Annotated in this window: 23 protein-coding genes; 8 read left to right on the top strand and 15 right to left on the bottom strand. The window is 36.5% G+C overall.

The window, feature by feature from the left end; all coding sequences use genetic code 11:
- Window positions 1-335: 335 nt before the first annotated feature.
- From MKY60_RS02515 to MKY60_RS02505, 3 genes are all read right to left on the bottom strand, one after another.
- A complete protein-coding gene (locus MKY60_RS02515; RefSeq protein ID WP_090564841.1) occupies window positions 336-2,231 on the bottom strand; it encodes a PrkA family serine protein kinase in 1,896 nt (631 codons plus the stop codon).
- Between the two features lie 115 nt (window positions 2,232-2,346).
- Complete coding sequence (locus MKY60_RS02510; RefSeq protein ID WP_340928467.1) at window positions 2,347-4,269, bottom strand: ABC transporter permease; 1,923 nt, start codon at window positions 4,267-4,269, stop codon at window positions 2,347-2,349.
- Entirely contained in the window at window positions 4,256-5,023 is a 768-nt protein-coding gene (locus MKY60_RS02505) for an ABC transporter ATP-binding protein (RefSeq protein WP_093493535.1), read from the bottom strand. The genes MKY60_RS02510 and MKY60_RS02505 overlap by 14 nt, the downstream gene beginning before the upstream one ends.
- Window positions 5,024-5,198: 175 nt before the next feature.
- Here MKY60_RS02505 and MKY60_RS02500 point away from each other — a divergent pair, with 175 nt between their 5' ends.
- Together MKY60_RS02500 and MKY60_RS02495 are read left to right on the top strand one after the other, a co-directional pair.
- Window positions 5,199-5,870, top strand: a complete 672-nt coding sequence (locus MKY60_RS02500; protein ID WP_340928464.1) for a response regulator transcription factor — start codon at window positions 5,199-5,201, stop codon at window positions 5,868-5,870.
- Window positions 5,867-6,892 carry a sensor histidine kinase gene (locus MKY60_RS02495; protein ID WP_093493531.1) on the top strand — a complete coding sequence of 342 codons (1,026 nt, stop codon included), beginning with the start codon at window positions 5,867-5,869 and terminating at the stop codon, window positions 6,890-6,892. Before MKY60_RS02500 ends, MKY60_RS02495 begins: the two co-directional genes overlap by 4 nt.
- Before the next feature lie 435 nt (window positions 6,893-7,327).
- Here MKY60_RS02495 and MKY60_RS02490 read toward each other — a convergent pair whose 3' ends face one another.
- Window positions 7,328-8,206 carry a DUF4349 domain-containing protein gene (locus tag MKY60_RS02490; protein WP_093493529.1) on the bottom strand — a complete coding sequence of 293 codons (879 nt, stop codon included), beginning with the start codon at window positions 8,204-8,206 and terminating at the stop codon, window positions 7,328-7,330.
- A gap of 202 nt (window positions 8,207-8,408) precedes the next feature.
- Here MKY60_RS02490 and hutU point away from each other — a divergent pair, with 202 nt between their 5' ends.
- The 6 genes from hutU (at window position 8,409) to MKY60_RS02460 (ending at window position 14,757) form a co-directional block, all read left to right on the top strand.
- Complete coding sequence (gene hutU / locus MKY60_RS02485; protein ID WP_241597382.1) at window positions 8,409-10,076, top strand: urocanate hydratase; 1,668 nt, start codon at window positions 8,409-8,411, stop codon at window positions 10,074-10,076.
- Between the two features lie 5 nt (window positions 10,077-10,081).
- Window positions 10,082-11,341, top strand: a complete 1,260-nt coding sequence (hutI, locus tag MKY60_RS02480; RefSeq protein ID WP_340928461.1) for an imidazolonepropionase — start codon at window positions 10,082-10,084, stop codon at window positions 11,339-11,341.
- Window positions 11,342-11,395: 54 nt separating this feature from the next.
- On the top strand, window positions 11,396-12,922 hold the full coding sequence (gene hutH, locus MKY60_RS02475) for a histidine ammonia-lyase (RefSeq protein WP_340928458.1): 1,527 nt from the start codon (window positions 11,396-11,398) through the stop codon (window positions 12,920-12,922).
- A gap of 497 nt (window positions 12,923-13,419) precedes the next feature.
- Window positions 13,420-13,593, top strand: coding sequence for a hypothetical protein (locus tag MKY60_RS02470; protein WP_241597404.1), 174 nt, complete (start codon window positions 13,420-13,422; stop codon window positions 13,591-13,593).
- Window positions 13,594-13,618: 25 nt separating this feature from the next.
- Window positions 13,619-13,834: a hypothetical protein gene (locus MKY60_RS02465; RefSeq protein WP_090564861.1), complete on the top strand. Its 216-nt coding sequence runs from the start codon at window positions 13,619-13,621 to the stop codon at window positions 13,832-13,834.
- Window positions 13,835-14,622: 788 nt separating this feature from the next.
- Entirely contained in the window at window positions 14,623-14,757 is a 135-nt protein-coding gene (locus MKY60_RS02460) for a sporulation histidine kinase inhibitor Sda (protein ID WP_093493521.1), read from the top strand.
- Window positions 14,758-14,878: 121 nt separating this feature from the next.
- On the opposite strand, the gene MKY60_RS02455 is transcribed toward MKY60_RS02460, so the two are convergent.
- The 11 genes from MKY60_RS02455 to MKY60_RS02405 all read right to left on the bottom strand — a co-directional run bounded on the left by MKY60_RS02455 (window position 14,879) and on the right by MKY60_RS02405 (window position 23,634).
- The gene (locus MKY60_RS02455) at window positions 14,879-15,082 is read right to left on the bottom strand and encodes an alpha/beta-type small acid-soluble spore protein (protein WP_090564865.1); all 204 of its coding nucleotides are present in this window, start codon (window positions 15,080-15,082) and stop codon (window positions 14,879-14,881) included.
- A 99-nt stretch (window positions 15,083-15,181) separates the two neighbouring features.
- Window positions 15,182-15,976: a VLRF1 family aeRF1-type release factor gene (locus MKY60_RS02450; protein WP_090564867.1), complete on the bottom strand. Its 795-nt coding sequence runs from the start codon at window positions 15,974-15,976 to the stop codon at window positions 15,182-15,184.
- Window positions 15,977-16,160: 184 nt separating this feature from the next.
- Complete coding sequence (locus MKY60_RS02445) at window positions 16,161-17,255, bottom strand: DUF871 domain-containing protein (protein ID WP_241597407.1); 1,095 nt, start codon at window positions 17,253-17,255, stop codon at window positions 16,161-16,163.
- Window positions 17,256-17,286: 31 nt separating this feature from the next.
- A complete protein-coding gene (locus MKY60_RS02440) occupies window positions 17,287-18,564 on the bottom strand; it encodes a PTS sugar transporter subunit IIC (RefSeq protein WP_093493515.1) in 1,278 nt (425 codons plus the stop codon).
- Window positions 18,565-18,613: 49 nt separating this feature from the next.
- The gene (locus MKY60_RS02435) at window positions 18,614-18,934 is read right to left on the bottom strand and encodes a PTS lactose/cellobiose transporter subunit IIA (RefSeq protein ID WP_093493514.1); all 321 of its coding nucleotides are present in this window, start codon (window positions 18,932-18,934) and stop codon (window positions 18,614-18,616) included.
- A gap of 12 nt (window positions 18,935-18,946) precedes the next feature.
- On the bottom strand, window positions 18,947-19,258 hold the full coding sequence (locus MKY60_RS02430; protein ID WP_093494135.1) for a PTS sugar transporter subunit IIB: 312 nt from the start codon (window positions 19,256-19,258) through the stop codon (window positions 18,947-18,949).
- A 212-nt stretch (window positions 19,259-19,470) separates the two neighbouring features.
- Entirely contained in the window at window positions 19,471-20,646 is a 1,176-nt protein-coding gene (locus tag MKY60_RS02425; protein WP_241597418.1) for a GNAT family N-acetyltransferase, read from the bottom strand.
- Between the two features lie 61 nt (window positions 20,647-20,707).
- A complete protein-coding gene (locus tag MKY60_RS02420; RefSeq protein ID WP_093493510.1) occupies window positions 20,708-20,977 on the bottom strand; it encodes an HPr family phosphocarrier protein in 270 nt (89 codons plus the stop codon).
- Window positions 20,978-21,136: 159 nt separating this feature from the next.
- Window positions 21,137-21,859: a GntR family transcriptional regulator gene (locus tag MKY60_RS02415; protein WP_093493508.1), complete on the bottom strand. Its 723-nt coding sequence runs from the start codon at window positions 21,857-21,859 to the stop codon at window positions 21,137-21,139.
- Between the two features lie 370 nt (window positions 21,860-22,229).
- A complete protein-coding gene (locus MKY60_RS02410; protein ID WP_093493506.1) occupies window positions 22,230-23,180 on the bottom strand; it encodes an MBL fold metallo-hydrolase in 951 nt (316 codons plus the stop codon).
- 196 nt (window positions 23,181-23,376) lie between these two features.
- A complete protein-coding gene (locus MKY60_RS02405; RefSeq protein ID WP_090564883.1) occupies window positions 23,377-23,634 on the bottom strand; it encodes a hypothetical protein in 258 nt (85 codons plus the stop codon).
- Window positions 23,635-23,693: the final 59 nt, after the last annotated feature.

The raw sequence follows: 23,693 nt of genomic DNA, 5'->3' as shown, positions 1-23,693 counted from the left end.
CTTTCTTCTTTCATTGTAAAATAGTATTTGGGCAGACGGTTCTATCCCTAAATAACTTTGACTAATATTATCGTCTTAGCGATAGTCTTTGCTAACTCTTAATATTTAGTACTACACATTATATTGACATTCGTTACAGTTAGCGACTCCGGCGGGATGAGGGAGACAGATGAGCTATCACAGCGACGCGCAATCGACGGTGATCGCTCATCGCTCACCCCTCGGAAAGTGTCTACCTGAAACGTAAATCAGTAGTATCACTAAAAAGATCCTATTCTCCAAAAAACTATTATTCCTTATTAGTTTCCTCTTTGTTATTTATCCTTCGTCTGCGTCTAGCGATTAAGTAAACTACCAACATATTTCAATAGTTCATTGGCTGACGTGGAGTTGTATCCATGTTCGTCTATTAATCTTGCCACAACTTCATTTACTTTTTTCAGATGGGCTTCATCTGGTGTCTTCGCTGAAGTTGTTATTTTCACGACATCCTTTAAATCTGCAAATAATTTCTTCTGGATGGCTTCACGTAGGCGCTCATGCGAATTATATTCAAAACGTTTTCCTTTTCTTGCGTATGCCGATAATCGGATGAGTATTTCTTCACGGAATGCTTTTTTCGCATTTTCAGAAATGCCAATTTGTTCCTCAATGGAGCGCATCAGTTTCTCATCTGGGTTCATCTCTTCACCAGTCAATGGATCTCTCATTTTGTTTTTATTGCAAAATGCCTCGACGTTATCCAAATAGTTATTCATCAATGTAATTGCGGACTCTTCATATGAGTAAACAAACGCTTTTTGTACTTCTTTCTTTGCAATTTCATCGTATTCTTTGCGAGCAATCGCTATATAATTCATGTATTTTTCTTTGTCTTCATCTGAGATGGATGCATGCTGATCAAGCCCCTCTTTTAAAGAACGTAACACGTCTAGCGCATTAATCGACGGAACTTCCTTTCGAATTATCGCAGAGGAAATACGGTTGATCACATAACGTGGATCAATTCCATTCATTCCTTCATTTTGGGACTCTTTCTTCAATTCCTCCACATCGATGTCATTAAAGCCTTCCACATTTTCGCCATCATATAGTCGCATTTTTTTGACGAGATCTATTCCTGATTTTTTGGGTATCTCAAGTCGCGTTAGTACGGAGAAAAATGCGGCCGCCCTTAATGCATGTGGAGCAATATGCACATGTGTCATATCACTTTCCCTAATCATCTTTTCATAAATGCGTTCTTCCTGACTTACCTTTAGATTATAAGGAATTGGCATAACAATAATACGAGAATGTAATGCTTCATTCTTTTTATTGGCTATAAATGACCGGTACTCTGTTTCATTAGTATGGGCTACGATCAATTCATCTGCACTGATTAATGCAAAGCGGCCTGCCTTAAAATTTCCTTCCTGTGTTAATGATAATAAATGCCAAAGAAATTTCTCATCCAGTTTCAACATTTCTTGGAACTCCATCATTCCACGATTTGCCTTATTCAACTCTCCATCAAAACGGTAAGCACGAGGATCTGATTCTGAGCCATATTCCGCTATTGTAGAGAAGTCTATAGAACCCGTTAAGTCAGCGATATCTTGAGATTTAGGATCGGAAGGTGTGAACGTCCCAATACCTACTCGTTTGTCTTCTGAAAAGAAAATACGCTCCACTATTACATCCTCGACTCGACCACCGTACTCTTTCTCAAGCCTCATCGAGTTTAAAGGTGACAAACTACCTTCAATACGAATTCCATATTCAGCAAAGAAATCTTCTCGTAAATGCTGTGGGATTAAATGCAGTGGATCTTCATGCATTGGACAACCTTTTATAGCGTATACCGCACCTTCGTCTGTGCGAGAATATTGTTCAAATCCTCGTTTAAGTAGTGTTACAATAGTCGACTTCCCTCCACTTACCGGCCCCATCAATAACAAAATTCGTTTTCGTACATCTAACCTTCTGGCTGCAGGATGGAAATATTCTTCTACTAATCGCTCTAATGATTCTTCTAATCCGAAAATCTCATTTTCAAAAAAAGTATATTGTTTTTTGTTATCTTGTTCAGTAAGTCCAGCATTTTTTATCATGCTATAAACCCGTGCATGTGCCGTTTGGGCAACCTCTGGACGTTCCTTCACAATCGCTAAAAATTCTTCAAACGTACCTTCCCACTTGAGCTGGTTCTCTTCTTCTCGATAATTTCTTACTTTGTTTAAAATGTCCATGTTTCCCTCCATTCATGGGAGTTATTTATACATAGTATGAAGTTTTAGAAATTATGATACCTTTTTCTTTACACGAATAAAGCATCCCTTGAGAAATCCAGAGATGCTTTCATTATTATTTGTTCGCTATTTTATTGTATGTGTGGACTGTTAGAATATAATATCCGATATATATCACTATAAAGGCAGCCATTGCAGTCACGATTGGAACTATTACATTTGCTCCAATAAGATCGGATATAAAGTTACTTATAAAATTTAATATTACACTACTATGAACGATGCCAACCGTTAGTGGCAATCCAAATACAAATAGAGTTTGCATATGAATGGTGTTACGAACCGCTCTTTTATTTACACCTATTTTCCGTAGGATTTCATAGCTTGTTTTTGTTTCATTGGCTTCTGTTAACTGTTTAAAATATATAATACTTCCTGTTGCAGCTAAAAATACAAGGCCAAGAAAACCAAAAATGAATAGAGTTAGCGCATTACCTTCTTTTCCTTCCTTATATTCAGTATAAAATGATGGATACACCTGAAAATCTTCCTTACCAACCAATTGATTGATTTTCTCAGAGGTTACTGCAGTCGATTTTTCCCCTTCTACTTCATATACCTTATATAATTTAGGCTTGATATCGTTTGCGATTTCCGTAAAAAATTCGTCACTCACAATGATATAAAAATCTGGATAATCAAAGGGCAACACACTACCTTCTAGCATGTCTACAAATGTAAGCTCATGCATTTCGTCTGAAAGGAGCAATTGTTCACCTTTAAAAAGAGAGGAATTATACTCTGTTAGCCTTGGCTTAATGGCTATAGCTTCATCTTCTGATAAGGACAAGACCTTACCTGTCTGTAACGCTTTTACCACTTCATTATATGCTTTCACAGGGACCAACTTCATGGCGGTAACTTCATAGCTAAATGTAAAAGTCAGTTGTCCTTCTACCTCCACAATAGGAAGTTCCACTTGAGCAGTTATCGGATGTTCTTTATCAGCCTGTATAAGACTTTCTATTTGATCGTCGAACTCATCTCCTTTTGACTGGTGGGAATAGCTAAAAGGTACCATTTCAAAGGAATTCTTTTCATTCCCATAGTATCCACTATAAGCTGCTCCAAAGAGACTGATTGTCACTGCACTTAATAATGCAATCATTGTAAATGTACGTGCATTGCCTTGAATTCGATGTAATAACTGAGATGTACCTATTAAGTTCGTCCCTTTGTAGTAACGTGCCTTATTTCGTTTGTACAATTTTAAGAGAGAGATAACAACGGAACTGAAAAACAAATGTGTTCCAATCACCATAGAGACTAACGCAATTCCATAATTGGCCAATATGTATCCTTCCGTTAATTCTTCCGGGAAGGATCTTAAAATAAGCCAGTAACTAACTATCAACAATAATAGCCCAAGAACTGTAGAGCCAATGGATACTTTCGGTGTCAGCTCTCCTTTTTTCGCTGCATGAAACAGCTCGATCAATTTAAAACGATAGATCAACCGATATCCTTGAATAGAAGTGATGATGATAATTATCAAAAACACTAAAATTGTTTGACCAATCGCTTCTATGGATATCCCAAACTCAATCTCTGCACTAGATCCCATTAGTTTGACTAAAATCATAGTAAATAGCTTAGAGAGCAGTGTTCCGAATATGATTCCAACAACTAGAGCCAACATACCCATTAGAAAATTTTCATAAAAAAGCATTTTTCCGATTGTTTTCTTTTTTAACCCTAGCAAGGAGTATAACCCAACTTCTCTTTTGCGATTTCGTGTAAAAAAGGAATTCGAATAGAGAATAAATACAGCGACAAACAATAATAGCAATAGAGAGGATGCCATAAATAAAAAGTTCATCGTATTTGATAATAAAATACTTTGTTGTATTTTTTCATTGTATTGGAGGGATACAAATGTAAAATAAATGATTATACTAAAAACCATTGATACGAAGTAAACCAAGTAATTACTGAAGTTCCCTTGAATATTTTTCTTCGCCAAATCAAATAATGTCATTTGTCCCGCCTCCAAGTGCGGATAGCACATCTAACACTTTTTGAAAAAATTCTTTTCGTGATGACTTCCCTTTTACAAGCTCTGTAAATAACTTACCGTCTTTAATAAATATTACACGCCCACAATAACTTGCCGCATAGGCATCATGAGTAACCATTAGAATTGTTGCTTGTTCCTGCTCGCTTAATTCCTTCAAGCTTTCCAGTAAATCAGTTGCTGACTTGGAATCCAATGCGCCTGTTGGTTCATCTGCTAACAATAAGCTTGGTTTCGTAACAATGGCACGAGAAGCAGCGGTTCTCTGTTTTTGTCCCCCTGAAATTTGATATGGATACTTATCTAAAATTGCGGTAATTCCAAACTTTTCCGCTACCGCTTCAACCCGTTCCTCCAGTTTGATAACATCTATTTTTGCTAATGCTAACGGAAGTAAAATATTCTCTTTAACCGTTAACGTGTCTAGCAAATTGTAATCCTGAAAGATGAATCCTAACTTATCTCTTCTAAAGTTGGATAATTGCTCCTCATTCATATTTAAAATAGTAAATCCATCAATTGTAATTTCTCCAGAGGTTGGTTCATCAATTGTAGCTAGCACATTTAATAGCGTGGATTTACCTGCTCCTGAGGGACCCATGATTCCAACAAATTCACCTTCCTGTACAGTTAGATCTATTTCATCCAAAGCAGTAAATAGATTTCCTCTTGCTCCGTATGTTTTTTTTATTTTCCTTGCTTCAACTATCTGTTTCAATATTCCGCTCTCCCCTCCGCACTTTCAACATTTGTTTCTGATTTCATTTTATAATAAGCTACTATAATGCAAACTTACAGTATCCATAGGCTATCTTACAATTTCGTCATGACGATACTATTTACTTCTACTTTTCGTTACTATTAAATCAATATTAAATTACGGAGGTACTACAATGAAATTAATGATAGTGGAAGACGAAGTAACAATACGAAATCTATTAGGAGAAACGATTGAAAAATGGGGACACACTATAGTAAAGGTAGAAACATTTGATAATATTTTACAGCTATTTATATCTGAAAGTCCTCACTTGGTTTTATTAGACATTAATTTGCCTACGTTTGACGGCTACTTTTGGTGCAATAAAATAAGAGAAGTTTCAAAGGTGCCAATTATCTTCATTTCGTCTCGAACTAGTCCAATGGATATGATCATGGCGATGAACATGGGGGGAGATGATTTCATCCAGAAGCCGTTTGATACGGATGTACTTTCTGCTAAAATTAACGCGCTCCTTCGCCGAACATACTCCTATTTGGATTCGCAACAGAGTGTATTGGAACATGGTGGGGTAATATTAAACCTTGACGATTGGGATGTATCATACGATACGGCTAAAACTTCTCTGACAAAAACAGAATTTACTATATTAAAAATGCTTATTCAGCACAAAGGGACAATTGTCAGTCGCCATAAACTGATGCGAAGTCTATGGAAAGACGAAAATTTTGTAGACGATAATACGTTAACCGTGAATATTAATCGACTTCGAAAAAAGCTAATGGAGCTTGGAAAAGATGATTTTATAACAACTAAAAAAGGGGAAGGATATATCATCCAATGAGCGTTTCAGAATATGTGAGGGACAAACGATACTTTTTACTTTTTTATACATGCCTAATGCTGTTTATATCAATGGTTATGTTGTTTAGTGAAAATGATCAAAATATTTTAAGCAATGTTCTTTATATTAATATTAGCTGTCTCATTTTTGTTTGCCTGTATATAACGATTGGTTATTTCTATCGTAAAGCGTTTTTCAAGGGGCTAGTAGAAACGATTGAAAATGTAGAAGAACAGTTTGCCATCCTATTCCCTGAAGTGCAAACCAATCAGCAAAAACGTTTCCTAGAATTATTGAAAAAAATTCATCAAGACAATAGAAACCAATTACAACATCTAAACGACGAAAAAAAGGATCAACAAGAGTTTATCCTATCGTGGATACATGAAGTAAAGCTACCGATAGCGGCAAGCCGTTTGTTAATGGAAAATAGCGAGAACAAGACAACGGACTATCTTATCGATAAATTCGAGGATGAGTTAGACAAAATTGATAATTACGTTGAACAAGCACTTTACTATTCCCGTATCGATTCGTTCTCTACGGATTATTTCATTACAGAAGTAACGGCAAACCAAATTATAAAGAGTAGCGTAAAAAAATACTCCAAGCTGTTTATCAATAAAGAAATTCAGTTCCAAATGGATGATTCTACCCAATTTGTTCAAAGCGATAGTAAATGGCTTGGTTTTGTTATCGACCAAATTATTGCAAACTCCATAAAATATACAGAACGTGGCGGTAAAGTTGCTGTTCAATTTGAAGAAGACGATAGGGAAAAAAGAATAAGTATACTAGATTCAGGTATAGGCATTGCGACTGAAGATTTAAGTCGTGTGTTTCAAAAAGGTTTTACAGGTTTAACTGGAAGGAATCAGCCTAAATCTACAGGAATCGGACTCTACTTAGCAAAACAATTAACACGAAAGTTAGGTCATACACTGTCCATTCAATCAGAAGAAGGAAAATATACAAAAGTAACAATTCATTTCCCTAAAATTAGGAACTATAGGGATTTATAAATTTCTTCGTATTGTTCAGCTTTGGTAGATTCGCTTTCCATCGTACAACCTTAGACAGTCAGGAAACAGCACCAGTTGATAAATGTAAAAATACTCCTTCCGAAAGTAAATTAACATCAAGAGCTAATAGAGAAAATTTACTACCCGACTGTGTAAGTTACATAGATGTTAATAAACATAAAAAAATCGGTAAAAGACATGCCCGGTCCTTTAAGAATAGAAACATAGATATGCCGTTGAGTGTAACGAAAAGTGGACGCGTGGGCACTGCCTCACCCGAGGAAAGCGTCCACATGAAACGGAAATCACAGGATTATTCGTTCTTTAAAACCCTACGATCTTTAAGAAAACGGGTAAAAGACATGCCCTATTCTTTAAGTAACCGCTGCTTTTTCTCGGAATCTAGGAATCCTCAATAGCAGAACTCCATGATTACTATCCTCTTACTTTTCTTCTCTTTATAATCCAAACTACCACAACTATAATAACTCCTAAAAGTACTAGAACTGGTAAATTACCGATAACAAACACTATAATTCCCGAGCCTACCGATAACAGTGAATTTGTACTTGTAATAAATTGCTTTTTCGTTTTTTCCCATGTATTCAAGTCTTTGTTTTCTATTTCTGGAATAATGACACGCTTTTCATGCATAGTTAGTTCAATAGTGGAAAAGGATGTTTGGTTTTCTAAATAGTTTATTTTCCCCACTAGTACTTCTATTTCCTCTTGAATCTTTGCCAAATCAGTGGAAATTTTAAGTAGGTCCTCTGTTTTCTGAGCATCTTTCATAAATGCCAGTAAGCGCTCCTCCACTGCGCGTTTAGATTTCACTCGAGAGCTTAGATCTACATATTGCTCTGTTACATCCTGTCCAGTTACATTTTTTTCTAGAACTTTGGAAGCTTCTGCCTCTGCTTCAGACAAAAATGTTTCAAAATGCTTTTCAGGAATTCGCACAACCATTTTCCCACTACTTGTTTCATCAGATTCCAAATACACATTGGACTCTACAACATAGCCATCATACTTCTTCACTTTTTGTTCCATATTATGCTGGGCTTTTTCTAAATCTTTTACATTTGTGCTTATTCTAGCCTGATGAATAATCATTCGAGTGTTAGGTGCCTCTATATCCCCTGTTGCACTCTCTTGTTCCACTTCCGCTTCTACACTTTCTTCTTCCGACTTAAATTCTGCCGAGTCAGAAGCTCTATCTTCCGAACTCATCTTAGCTGACTCTTCGTCTCCACTACAGGCTGCTAATAACACGAAAAAGCTTATGGTGATTAAGAATAACCACGCTTTTCTCAAAATAATTGCCCCCTTATATATATATATATCTGAATAATCAGACGTTTAATAATGGAAAGAGTTTCATTTCACTTAAACAGTACTCTAGCATGCTAATAAAGCACCCCGTTAGCAGATGAGAAATTTTTACTTTTTTCACAAAAAACCTTAAATATTTTTAAAATTTAGATAGAATAGAGGTAGAAATCGAGGAGGTATTTAAATGGGAAAAGCTAACGATAAGGTTATCCGATATAGAGGAACCAAATTAAATACGAAAGGTTGGCTGCAGGAAGCAGCACTTCGCATGCTTATGAACAATTTAGATGCGGAGGTAGCAGAGTATCCTGACAACTTAGTTGTATACGGTGGTATTGGAAAGGCAGCTCGTAACTGGGAAGCATTTGATGCAATAGTTCGCTCCTTAAAAGAACTTGAAAATGATGAAACATTGCTTGTCCAATCGGGAAAACCTGTGGCGGTATTTAAATCTCACATCGATGCACCACGTGTATTGATAGCAAACTCAAATTTAGTGCCTGCCTATGCTACATGGGAACATTTTCATGAACTCGATAAAAAGGGATTGATGATGTATGGGCAAATGACTGCTGGCAGTTGGATTTACATTGGCTCTCAAGGAATTGTTCAAGGCACCTATGAAACATTTGCTGAACTTGCTAAACAGCATTTTAATGGAACGTTAAAGAATACGATTACACTTACCGCGGGGTTAGGTGGTATGGGGGCAGCGCAACCATTAGCAGTTACGATGAATGGTGGAGTATGTATTGCTATAGAAGTAGATGAAACGAGAATAGATAGACGCATCGAAACACGCTACACAGATTTGAAAGCGCATACATTAGATGAGGCAATTCAACTAGCAGAAGAAGCAAAGCTAGCTGGGAAACCTCTATCCATAGGACTTGTTGGAAATGCTGCGGATATTTTACCTGAAATGATTACTCGTGGTTTTACACCAGATGTATTGACCGATCAAACTTCAGCGCATGATCCATTAAACGGCTATATTCCTTCTCAAACGTCCCTAGAGGAAGCAATACTCTTACGCCAAGAAAATCCTAGCGATTATATAAAGCGCTCTAAGACCTCTATGACCGTGCATGTGCGTGCTATGGTCGAGTTAATGGATAAAGGTTCCATAACATTCGATTATGGCAATAATATACGCCAGGTGGCCAAGGATGAAGGGTTTGATCGTGCGTTTGACTTCCCTGGATTTGTCCCTGCTTATATCCGTCCACAGTTTTGTGAAGGCAAAGGTCCCTTCAGATGGGTCGCATTGTCTGGTGATCCTGAAGACATATATAAAACGGATGAAGTAATTTTACGCGAATTTAGCTATAACACACATCTATGCAATTGGATTAAAATGGCTCGTGAAAAAATCCAATTCCAAGGACTTCCTTCCAGAATATGCTGGTTAGGTTATGGTGAACGAGCACGCTTTGGGAAAATTATCAATGATATGGTTGCCTCTGGTGAATTAAGTGCTCCCATCGTCATTGGACGAGATCATCTAGATTCAGGATCAGTGGCCTCTCCTAATCGCGAAACAGAGGCGATGAAAGATGGCTCAGATGCAGTGGCAGATTGGCCTATTTTAAATGCCATGATAAATGCTGTTGGTGGTGCAACATGGGTTTCCGTACACCACGGAGGCGGGGTCGGAATGGGATATTCCATTCATGCTGGTATGGTCATAGTGGCTGATGGAACAAAAGAAGCCGAAGCAAGATTAGAACGAGTCCTCACTTCAGATCCGGGTATGGGAATTGTTCGTCATTTTGACGCTGGATATGAGCTGGCAGAAAAGACAGCTCGTGCTAAAGGCGTCCATATTCCAATGATGGAAAAGGAGGACTAAAGCATATGAGTAATCCTGTATGGATTAAACATGCATCACAATTAGTTACCTTGGCTACCGAGCATAAAGGTCCACGAACGAAAGAAGCCATGAGTAAGCTGTCTATCATTGAAGATGGAAGTATATGGATAGAAAATGAATTGATTCAAGCTATAGGTACAACAGAGGAGTTGCAAAGAAAGTATGCAACTCGTATAGATGAAGCGGAAATTATTGATGCGTTTGGAAAACTTGTCACACCAGGACTTGTTGATCCTCATACGCATGTCGCATACGGTGGAAGTCGTGAGCGTGAATTTGAAATGCGTCTAGAAGGCGCCACTTATATGGATATTATGAACGCAGGCGGAGGTATCCATGCGACTAGTAGGATGACACGAGAAGCAACTGAGGAAGATCTCTTCGCCCAAACAAAGAAAAGACTAGACTCTTTTTTAGCTCATGGCGTTACTACTGTAGAAGGGAAAAGTGGATATGGTTTAAATGTTGAAACGGAGATAAAACAACTTCGTGTTATGCAGCGGTTGCAGACAGAACATTCAATAGATATTGTTCCAACTTTTATGGGGGCACATGCTGTTCCCGCTGAATTTAAAGGTAAAGAAGATGAATACGTTGATTTGATAGTGAATGATATGCTGCCTAGAGTAGCCGGTGAAAAGCTCGCTAAGTTTAATGATGTCTTCTGTGAAGTAGGCGTCTTTACCCCTGAGCAATCAAAGCGAATTTTAGAGGCTGGGAAGGCTCTTGGATTGGTACCTAAAATTCATGCAGATGAAATTGAACCTTATGGAGGAGCCGAGCTTGCGGCGGAAGTGGGAGCTATTTCTGCAGAGCATTTATTGAAGGCATCAGATAGCGGTATTGCTGCAATGGCCAAGCAAGGAGTTATCGCATGCCTATTGCCTGCAACAGCTTTGTATTTACGAGAGAATCCTGCGAGGGGTCGCGAAATGATCGATGCTGGTGTGCCAGTTGCGATTTCAACCGATTGCAATCCTGGTTCCTCACCCACGACTTCCATGCCGCTTGTGATGAATCTAGCCTGTATTTCGATGAGACTTACTCCCGCTGAGAGCTTATGTGCGGCAACATACAATGCAGCCTGTGCTATTCAAATGGAGGATAAAGTCGGCTCTTTAGAAATAGGTAAACAAGCAGATATTGTGCTCTGGAACGTTCCAAATTACCAGCAATTACAGTATTTGTTTGGAGTAAATCATGTGAATAGTGTGTGGAAAAAAGGAGTAAAGGTGGTAGGTTAATTTTTTTGCTTACCTGCATTCAAATAATACAACTTAGAAAGAATGTGAAAAATCTTGATTAACCTAAAAGGAAACGGACTTACCCTAGAGCATATGCGAGCAATTTTATATCAGAATGAACAAATCACAATAGATGATTGTGCTAAGGAAAATGTTGTAAAAAGTCGCAAGGTCGTTGAACAGATTGTTGAAGCTGGTCACACCGTCTATGGCATCAACACTGGTTTTGGAAAATTTAGTGATGTGAGTATAAACGAATCTGATGTTCACGCCTTGCAATTACACCTTATTCGTTCCCATGCATGTGGCATCGGGGAACCTTTTGAGGAAGTTGTATCACGCGCAATGGTAGTACTTCGTTTAAACGCATTACTTAAAGGCTTCTCTGGTATTCGTTTAGAGGTATTAGAGAGATTAGCATACATGGTAAACAACCGTATTCATCCTGTAATTCCTCAGCAGGGTTCTCTTGGAGCTTCCGGTGACTTAGCTCCCCTTTCTCACCTTGCTTTAGTTTTGATAGGAGAAGGATTTGTTTGGGACGGTGACAATCAAATTCCATCTCATAAAGTTTGGGAGAAGCATAATATAAGCCCCATTGTGTTAGAAGCTAAAGAAGGTCTTGCGCTGATAAATGGAACGCAAGCGATGACCGCTCAAGGAGTAATCAACTGGCTTGAATCTGAAACACTTGCCTATCAATGTGAATGGATTGCTGCCATGACAATGGAAGCTCTATATGGTATTACCGATGCTTTCCATCCAGCTATTCATGAAGCAAGAGGCTATCCTGAACAGGTGAAAGTTGCGAAAAGAATGCTCCAATGGCTTGAGGGCAGTCAACTAGTAACTAAACAAGGTGAAAAACGCGTTCAAGATGCTTACTCTATTAGATGTATACCGCAAATTCATGGAGCTAGCTGGCAGGTCTTGAGTTATGTAAAGGAAAAACTAGAAATTGAAATGAATGCAGCTACTGATAATCCGTTAATTTTAGAAGATGGAAAAGAGATTATTTCAGGGGGGAACTTTCATGGTCAACCAATTGCATTTGCCATGGATTTCTTAAAGGTTGCAATTGCTGAACTTGCAAATGTATCTGAACGACGAATCGAACGATTAGTTAATCCACATTTAAACGAAGGATTACCCCCCTTTTTAAGCCCAGAACCTGGATTACAATCGGGGGCAATGATTTTACAATATGCAGCAGCAAGCCTTGTTTCTGAAAATAAGACCTTGGCCCACCCTGCATCAGTTGACTCTATCCCTTCTTCTGCAAACCAGGAAGACCATGTAAGCATGGGAACAATTGGAGCAAGACATGCCAATCAAATCATTCAAAATAGCCGTAAAGTCATCGCAATCGAAGCAATTTGTGCTGTGCAAGGAGTTGAATATAGAGGAAATATCCACATGTCTCCTCTTTTAAAGAACAAGTGGGAAGAAATAAGAGGGATTGTCCCTTCAATTACAGAAGATCGTGTTTTTAGTATTGATATAGAAAAAACGCACACATTTTTAAAAAAGGAGACTGCTTTTAAGTTTCAAGCATTCGAAAACAATAGAAATAAGTTTTGACCTTAAAAGGACCGGGCTTTTGCCTGGTTTCAGCTTGACGACAAAAGTATTTTTATAAACTGCTATGAGTAATAATAAATATCTTTAAGGATTTGTTTATAAGGCAAGGACCACCACGAAGACTCCTGTGGGAACAGCTTGAGCAGAAGACCCCGCAGGAGCATATGTTTTCGCAGTGACGAGGAGGCTGAAGCCAAGCCCACGGAAAGCGAAGTGGTGGTCCTTGCCGATTTTAGTATACAACTCTATGCACCAAAAATTGAGTTTGTCTACAGTCTGGGACCGGGCTTTTGCCTGGTTTTTCTTATGGCTATTTTATCAAGTTTAAGTTTTTTGGAGTCATGTTGGTAGTATCTTTTTGAACGACCCTTTTGTTACAAATATGTTAATAACATAACGAGCATGTGTCATCTCATAGAAGATGTTTACAACAGAATGCATCTGGGGTAAGTACTTACTAATACACAAGAAATAATTAGAAAATGGAGGAAATTAACATGATTAAAAATTCTATTGCAGGACAAAAATGGTGGAAGATAGGTGCAGCTGCATTCCTATCAGTAGGTTTATTAGCGGGGTGCGGTGATGGAGAAAACGAGTCTGATGTAGATGATAATATGGAAGAGGATGTAGAACAAGAGCTTGAAGAGGAAGATAAAGACGGAGAGTAAACTTTAACCTTAGGAGGTAATAAGTATGGCTATCAATTCAATTACAGGACAAAAATGGTGGAAAATCGGTACCGCAGCATTTCTAACAGTAGGATTATTAGCAGCTTGCGGGGACGATAACAATGATGATGACAATCTGGATGATAATCCCGTAGAAGAAGATGTGGATGTAAATATTGAAGACGATGAAAATGTTGAAGATAATGACGTCGAAAAAGATGATGTTGAAGATAAAGAATAACATGGATTAAGATCTTGAATATTATAATCATAAAAAGTCATGCCCCCACTATTATTGTGGAGGCTATGGCTTTTTATTTACATGGACAAGTACCTTTCCCATTTAATTTGTTGCATTTTTTACACTTTTTATTAGATATACTATTCACTTCCTTTTAATGATTTACTCCAAAATATGTTGTCATTGGATTGTCCTATTACACTCAATTTTCGACAAATACAGTTAATTTACTACTGTGGATAACTTTATGCACAGTTTAGATTACGTTATATCTATATAAAAGTGAATAAATTAACCGTAATCCACATCTTATCCACAGAATGTTGTGGATAAACATTTAGATATTAACAATCTTTTCATGGCTACATCCAAAACATATTTTAAATTAGGGTTAATTTAGATAAAACTCAAAATAATTCTATTTTTTTCATAGAAAATGTGTTTTAGAACCTTTTTTATATTGAATTTTAAGGAAATGTTTCGACAAAATTCGATTTTTCAATAAATGTGGATAACTTTATACACATAATTCACACTGATATATAAGAGCTTTTAACATCTATGAACAACTTATTAACATATTATCCACTTATACCTGTGGATATCAGAACAGTTGTTCTTGAATTCAATATTTGTTAAATTAGTCTTATGAAAGATATCTGAAATTCTTATCTAATTGACGACTTATTAAACGCCAGTTTTGAACCTTTTAGTAGTTATACCAACTTACTCAGAAGCAGATACATATTGTTCCATTTTAGTTAATAAAAACGGAGGTGCTAGGTTTTATGAGTAAAATGTCTGACGATCTTTTAATCGAGTCTTATTTAGAAGCAAAAAAATTAAAATTAAGTCCAGAATTTTTAGAGCTATTAGAAACCGAAATTGCTCGCCGGTGCTTATCCATTAACGTAAGTTATTAGAAATTACCACTGACTCTTATGTATTGCAAAATTCATTAGCAACTACAAGCTTTGGGAATCTCCTCGGCTTTTTTAAAGAACAGAAAAAGCCGGTGGAATTTTCCACCGACCAAATATAATTTTAGCTAAATTGATTTCCGTTCATTTGTGATTGGGCTTGAGCTACTAAACGCTTTGTAATTTCTCCGCCAACGGAACCGTTAGCACGCGCTGAAGCTTCTCCTCCAAGTTGAACACCGAATTCTTGTGCGATTTCATATTTCATTTGGTCAAGGGCTTGTTTTACGCCTGGTACTAGAAGTTGATTTGAATTACTGTTTGGCATGTTGTTCACCTCCTTGTAAGCTTATATTGTGTTTTTTTTTATCATTTATACTAGTTAATAAAACAAGAAATTTTGGTAATATCTTTCAAGTGTTGCTGATTACTTTTCAAGTATTTGATGAATCACTTCATTCGCTTTACTATTGTTTAAATTTTTGTAAATACAGCTTGCTGGTGAATCCCTTAGTGTCTCGGTAAATGCATTCGCCATTTCGGCCTCTCCTGCTACATGAAATTCCCTCCACCCTCGTTTTTTCTTTAATTGTTCAATTGTTGTTCTCATCCCTTTATAAAAAGTACTTGCATTGGATCTATATTTTGTGTCTAATACAGCTGTTTTGCTATCTGCTGTTGCACGTCTTCCTCGACTATCCAATTTAACTTTTTCATTCCAGGTCTCGGATACTGGATCAAATTTAAATGTTACATCGTCCCTCACAAATCCTAATGCCGTGTCTAAAATTCGAACTTCTCCAAAGCTAGGCATGATTATACCGGCTTCTGGATATGCTTTATACATATACTCCAGTTGTTCTGTAACAGGGTGGTTTTCCCAATAGAAGTTGGTTTTTACAGGTACTTGCACATAATGAACAGACCATAAATCATCATTTGCACTGGCAAAAATAACTGCCCCTTTACGTAATTCCAATGAATTTTTTTCCATTTCATTTTTTATTTTATCCTTTACATGATTAAATGCTTTTAATTCCTTTTCATCACCTGAAGCTTCTATATACTCTCCGATACGCTTCAAACCACTTTTTAGATGAATCCCCCAAGCACCATTTAGTTGCTCTGGATCAGCCGGATTTGTATTCAAATAAATACTCAAAACACTTCGATCTACACTTACGTATGATTTTAATGCTTCAATGTCTTTATTTATCGTCATAATACCTTCCTCCTTCGTCTAACTCTTCGTAGTATCACCTTCCATCAAAGGATTACACAGAAAAAATAATGATTAAATTTTGTTAATTTGAAGAAGTATAAGGAGAAAACAAAAATTGAATGCTTGTATTAAAAATGGATAAAATAAAAAGATTGAGCATAAGATATGCCCAATCCCTTCCCTATCATAAATTATGTGACTTAATAAAACCAAACGACTCCCATGGTTCTATGCGTTCTAATAGAAAATGTTCATCTGGCACCACTTTCCCTACAACATTTGAACATCCAGAATTCGGCATAGCTTTTAGAGCTACCTGCAACTCACCTTTGTAACGGACATCCAAGTCGTTGTCAATCGTTACATCTCCTGTCATAATATCAGTTGTATTATGGGCTGGAAAGAAATCATTTTTATACTTTACTCTAGATTGCGTACTACGAATCACATATTCAGAAACGTCACCACGATTAAAATGTAATTCATTAAAAATCACTTTTTCTTCCAAACTTGTTGTTTGTGGAGACGTTACTACTGTCAGCTCTAGTTTACTGCGATTCAAACTACCTAATATTTTTAGTTCTTCCTCGGAAGCATACATATTACCAATGATTAAGTCATCAATTAAACCTGTATGCCATAAATCTTTTGCCTGAACAGCGATTGGCAGATGACGATGTTCTTCTAATGTTGGTAAACCATGGAGTGTTACTTCCCAAGGACCAAACTTTGCATATTCAGAAGAAATCATTGCCGCTGTCCGAATATGATTATCTTTATATAGCTTTGAAGATTCCAAGAAATGCTTTCTCGAAAGCCCAGTATACTTTCTTGGATAAAAATTATGACAACCGATGATATTTTCCCTGTTCGGCTTGTACGACAATATATTTTCTACATATTTCGTACCATTACTAATATTAAGCTCTACTTTCAAATTGGAAGCGTCCAGTGACATGAACGCCTCCTCTTGACCTGAGAAACCCATATCTAAGCGTAAAGAATCTAAATAATAATGTTCCTTTAAATAGCCAATATCTCTATAAGTTAGACCTAATTCTTCAAACACTTGCGGTGCAATATCCGCTGAAATATCAAAGCCAAGTTGTTGTGCAAATTGATTGATTTGTTGAAGTTTTTCTCTTTCCTCATTATTTTTCATAGACATTAAGCAAGTAAAGATTCGATCAAAGCCATTCTTGTGCGCTAACACAATGTAACTTTGCATTTCTTCTATTGTACTATGTTGAGGATATATCGAAATTCCTAATCTTCTCATTTTGAATACCTCCGCTTACCACCTATATTCCTTATTTGGATGCAGCTGCTTTATTTTCCTGAGCTTTTGTTGTACGATTTGCCATAGCTACGAATGGTAAATAGATACAAACTGAAATAATGATTAGAAGTAAACTTAGTACTGCTCCTGCCCACGACTGTGTAACTAAGAATCCATTAATTATCGGTGGTGTTGTCCAAGGTGCTGCAATTGTTGCTGCTGGAACCATACCCCACTTTGTCGCGAAATAAGCAATCGATACATTAACCATCGGTGTCAATATAAATGGGATAAACAGTACAGGATTTAATACAATTGGTAAACCGAACAATAATGGTTCATTAATATTGAAAAGTCCCGGTCCTGTGGATATTTTCCCTACAGTATTATACTGTTTGTTCTTCCTTGCAATTATGAAGATTGCGATAATTAAAGCGATTGTAGTTCCTGATCCGCCCATATTAACAAAAGCATCAAAGAACGGTTTATTGATAATATATGGTGCTACTTCTCCTGCAGTAATTGCTGCAACATTTGCATCAATTGCTGGTAAGTTAATAGACTGCATAAATGGTTCGATAATGTTAGCACCATGTACGCCAAGTGTCCATAAGAATACCGGGATGAATGCTAAGATTAAGGCCGCAACCCATGTATTTGTTAAGCCCATAAATGGTTCTTGGATTGCTGTATAAAAGGAGCCAATAATATCTGGAATATCAAATCCTGCTGAAATGATAGTGCGGACTAACGCAAATAACGATACTGTAATAATAGCTGGCAATAAAGCTGCAAATGACCTTGAAACTGCTGGTGGTACAGTTTCTGGCATCTTAATTATTAGTTTACTATTCCCTGATAAACGGGAAAACAACTCAGAAGATAGTAATGCTATAATTATGGCTACAAACAAACCACCCGTTCCGGTTGATAAACCGGATAAACCACCCTCACCGAAAGTACCAAATGTCATATAACTTGATAAACCAATAACCCCTGCTGAGAGACCATCTTTGTTATAGCTTTTTGCTAATTGATAAGCAACACAGAAGGCTAATAAAATGGAAATAATACCAAATGTTGCTCCCCACATATTACCTCCCCATTGTGTCCAGGTGCCATGATCCCAAATGGAATCAAGTGCATTTTGATACATTTTAACAGGTAAGTTGTTAATCAATACAGCAAATGAACCAATAATAGTAAGTGGCATGATGGCAATAAAACCATCACGAATTGCTACTAAATGACGCTGACTACCAATTCGCGATGCAACCGGCACAAAATATTTCTCTAAAAAACTGAACATTCAACACACTCCCCTTTGTTCTTTTATATATTTAACATCATTGCTGACGTTATTCCCCCAATACTCTCTCATATAACTCTATTATTTCTACGGCTAAATCACGAAAGGTAATAGAATTCATCAAGTGATCTTGCGCATGTATAAGCATCATAGTTACTTCCACCTTCTCACCTCTAGCTTCTTGTGTTAATAAAGCTGTTTGAGAATGATGTGCTTTCACCAGTGATTCATTTGCTGTTTCAACCTTATCTTTAGCAGCTAAAAATTCCCCTTTTTTAGCAAGTTGAATAGCTTCCATACAATCACTCTTTGTATTTCCACTATGCAATATTAACCCCATAATTGATTGCATTAAAACCGATTCTTCCATTTGATACACCCCTTATCCCATTAACTCTAGTGCTTGTTTCAATACATTTGCACCGTTCATCATTCCATAGTCCATCATATTAATAACTTCAATAGGAATATTTTTCTCTTTGTATTTTGATTGATATGTTCCTTTTAAATAACGTACCTGTGGACCAAGTAACATAACATCCACATTTTTGTTTGCTAGAGTTTTATCCACTTCACTCTCTGCTATAGCAAAAATTTCTGCTTCTAAGTTTTGTTCATTTGCAGATTTTTGCATTTTTGACACTAATAAACTAGTGCTCATCCCTGCCACGCAAACTAACATAATGTTTTTCATCATTAGCACTCCCCTATCAATGTAATCGCTTTCTTTAAATGACAATATCATTTATCGGTATATACCACAACTACTTTTTACATAACTATTTTCCATATAATTCATAAAACATAATTGGACTACCTTACAAATACTTGAAATTTCTGATTATTTTACAGGGTGGTATAGTCCACAAAAAAAATCAAAAAAAATTAATTTAAGCCTGTTTTTTGTTAAAAATACTCATAAAATGTCGGAGGATCATAATTAATTGCATTCTTCCATTTTTCTTCCGTTTCTTCATCTATTGAATGTTTTGCAAACAATAAAGTTTCTCTTATAGATAAATAACCTACAATCATTGCTGAAAATATAGTGATTGGTAAAGATAAGATATGTTTCTTATCTATTAAACTTTCCTCAATTATGCCGATTTCTCCATATTTATTTATATGAAATAATTTCTCGTTCCAAGGAGCGAAAGTATCTTGGATGTACAGATATAAAGAATCATTTAGCTTACTCCACGAATATTTCTTAAGGAACGCGAATACATCGACAATTCTTACCATGACATCCTGTGAAACTTCTTTTTTGAATTGTGGCTGTTCAAAATAAAATCCAAAATGACTAGTAGTTGAAGTATCACCCTCAATTGTATGAACACTACTTTTATGAGATGTTATAAAGCGCCACATTGCCTGTTCAGCTTGCATATCCTTTGTCACAAAGTCTTGAATAGTAAATGTTAAGTTTTTTATCCTATAGCGGATATAGCCCAATATTGTTTCTCCATCAAAATAAGCTGCAAAATGGCAGTCAGGCTCTCTTCTGGCAATACGTTTCCACCAAGAAGCATCTCTTTGCATACCTCCATTGTTTTTTAGTGCCTGTTCGTTATGAAATTGTTGAACCTCGAGAAAAGTAGCTTCATCTATCCATTCAAAACTGAAACGTTTCATTTTATCTATTCTATTACCATACTGTGGGAATGATTCTGCCGGAATCGAATAATGCAACTTATCAAAAAACAACTCCCAACCAAAATGGCGATAGAACGAGACGGAAAATGGAGCTAACACAGATATATATTGATGGTTTTTGCGCATTTCTTCTAGGGATCTTATCATTAGATTCTTCGTGATTCCTTGATTTCTGTATTCTGGGTAAGTAGATACAAAACCTATCCCACCCATTTCATAGCTTACACCTTGTACCGTCATATTCAATGGGAGTACTAGTAATTGGCCCACTAGCTTTTGGTGGTCATAGGCACCAATCGTCGTACTATTTTCCATCCAGTACTGAAAATCATCACGACGTGTTCCCTCATATTTGCTTGGAAAACTATAATCCCTTAATTGATGTACTTGTTCATAATCTGTTGCAGGTACTAATTGAATTTTCATATGGCCTTTCACTCCTTACAAACTAAATGTAGTAGGAAGCTAGAATCAATCCCATTAATCTCTAGATTTCTACCCCAATTCCATTTGAAATCATTGTTTCAGTTAACTTTATAATTGTTTCTTCTTCATCCATCCCTTCAGCCGAGATTGTCACAACTGAACCGGGTGCGATACCTTGCGCCATTACCCCCATAATTGATTTCAAGTTCACCGATTTATCATTATAGGAAAGTAGTACATTTGAGGAAAAGGCTGTTGCTGCAGAAACTAACAGTGTCGATGGTCTAGCATGTAATCCCTCGGGTGTAGTAATTTTAAATGTTTTTTCCATTCTTAAAACCTCCAGTATTATTATTCAAAATTAATGTGACTTCCTAAATTTAGCGAAAACTGTAAAAACTGTGAATGATCTTTTGATACGTTAGCACTTTCAAGACTGGTAATACACCATGAGCCTACCACTGTAGATGAGGGTCCATATTGCATACTGTCACCTCTGGATTTCACTTATGAACTTGTATCGATCCGCACGATATGTGCTACGTACCAATTCAAATGGAACACCATCTGCCAAAAAACTAGTCCTTTTAATAATGAGCACGGCAGAGGAATTATTTATTTGAAGATATTTACTATCCTCTTTTGTAACAATTGCTGCCTCCATTTGTTGAATTGCATTTCCAATTTTCTGACGGTAATTCCCTTCTATTAAGGCATAGAGCGATCCCATAATTTTCTTTTCATCAAGTTCAGGGAATACTTTTACTGGTATATAGGTTCTTTCAATAGCCATGGGTTTACGATCAGCATATCGGATACGAACAACATAGAAGACCAATTCTTCCTGCTCTAATTGCAAGTCCCTCGCAATATCAACTGATGGTATAACCTTTTCGAAATGTATTAATTTACTACTTGGTTGCATACCTCTAGCTTTCATATCCTCTGTAAAACTAGTTAACCCATTTAAAGGCTGTTCTAACTTTGGATTAGCAACATATGTGCCTCTCCCTTTTTCTCTGTAGAGCAAGCCGCTATTCACTAAGTTTGTAACAGATTGCCTAACAGTCATGCGACTCACACCTAATTGTTCTGATAATTCTCGCTCCGAAGGTATACTCTCGCCTATTTTAAACTCTTCCATATAAATACGTTTTTTTAATAATTCCTCTATTTGAACATAGATTGGCACATGGGAACTTTTATCTATCAATCTTCTCACCTCCTTCTATTACAGTTAATCCACGCGAAAAGATACATATTCAAAGTATGGTTTCTTACGCTCGGTATAGTTGTCTATACCAATTATAAATCTCTTTAACATAAAATAAAAGGGTTTATTTTTAATATTCTCACTATTTTGATAGACAAAAATATAAAGAGATAAAATATTTAGCTCTCTATTTTACCTCTTTATATTATGCGCCATTAGATTTCTAAAGAATAAATCCAATAATATCTTCTTTTCAATGCGCTTTTGACAGTCTTATTTTAGTTCAAGAAAACTGAATGATGGAAAAGTAGCGATTCCTTTGTTAAAAGCTAATTCAGTAACTTCAGCTAAAACTTCTATATGACAATATTCACCTCTTTTCTTTATTGACTAAATAATCCATCATTCCCATAGCACTTACTTCTAAATCTAATTCAATTATTCTAAATACATCATGATTTTCTGAAATACCTTGATTCTTCAGGTGTTCTTTTACTAATATTTCGAGCCTATTTGCTAGCTCACGATATCCCTTTGCCTCTGCATACACAGCCTCTGCTTCTGTCATAAAAATATTTAACCACATCGAAACTTGAGAAAGTGCTTCTGAGGGAGAGTTAGTTACTCCAAAATGTCCATAATAAATATATTGAAGATTCATTTCTGCAAAATGATCTATTGCTCTTTGCATTGCAGCTGGATTAAATTGGTTTGGTGAAGTAGATGGTAAAAAGAAAGCAACACCATCTGGTATGAGTTGTTCATAGCGAACACCAACCGTATCACCCGTAAACATTCCATTACTAATCGGATCATAAATACTAAAATGATGATTAGCATGACCAGGAGTATCAAAAAATTTTAATATACAAGTTGCTCCTATCTTCAATAAATCCCCATCATTTTTTATAATCATTCGCTCATGAGGTATCGGAATGATGGGATCAAATAATTCCTTAAACTTATTTCCGTAAACAGCCTTCGCTCCAGCTATCAATCTTTCTGGTTCCGCCAGATGCCTTATCCCTTTTGGGTGAACAACAATCCTGGCATTTGGGCAATCCTTTAATAGAAGTCCCGCTCCTCCCGCATGATCCAAATGTATATGAGTAACTATTATGTATTTAACTTGGTCTAATGAAAAACCTAATGATTCCATACCACTTTTTACATGTTTTACCGACGGGCTTGGTCCAGTTTCTATTATTGTAAGTTCTTGTTCATCGATGACATACGTTCCGGTGCGTTCTGACTCTCCCATATCAAATCCATCGATTAAATAAATTCTTTCATTTAACTTTTTCGGATACTTATTTGCCATTTCAATATTCCCTCCATATATATTTAGAAAATTTCGTAAATAAACCCCCTTATTATTTTACCATTTATCTGATAAATTACTAAGCAACTACAATAATTAATAGATATATGTATCGGACACGCGAAAGAGCCTCATGCATAAAAACCTACTGCCTTAAATAGCGGCGGTAGGTTTATCGTTTAAAATATAGAACTAACTACTGCAAAGTATTTAGTCTCTCTCTGTTTTGGTCCAACTGTTCCTGTAGTGTACTTATAGGCTCCATCTTCCCTCTACTTTCTAGTGCCATTGCAACAGATCGATTGGCACGTTCAATCATATCCTCTGCATTTTGGATGGACTGTTCTGTAGGATTTGTTAAAGCTTGACCAACAGCGAGCGTGACATTATCCACAGAATTGTGTAATCGTGCAAGAACATTATCTTCTTTCCAACTCATTTGTGTGTGATCCATATTAAAGTCCTCCTTATCTTTTGCTAGCATTAATATGGCAACTTCACCCTATATTTATT

The organism is Psychrobacillus sp. FSL K6-1415 (assembly GCF_038003185.1).
Lineage (GTDB): Bacteria > Bacillota > Bacilli > Bacillales_A > Planococcaceae > Psychrobacillus > Psychrobacillus psychrodurans.
Note: the sequence above shows the minus strand (reverse complement) of the source record. Positions and strands in the feature narration are given on the sequence as shown.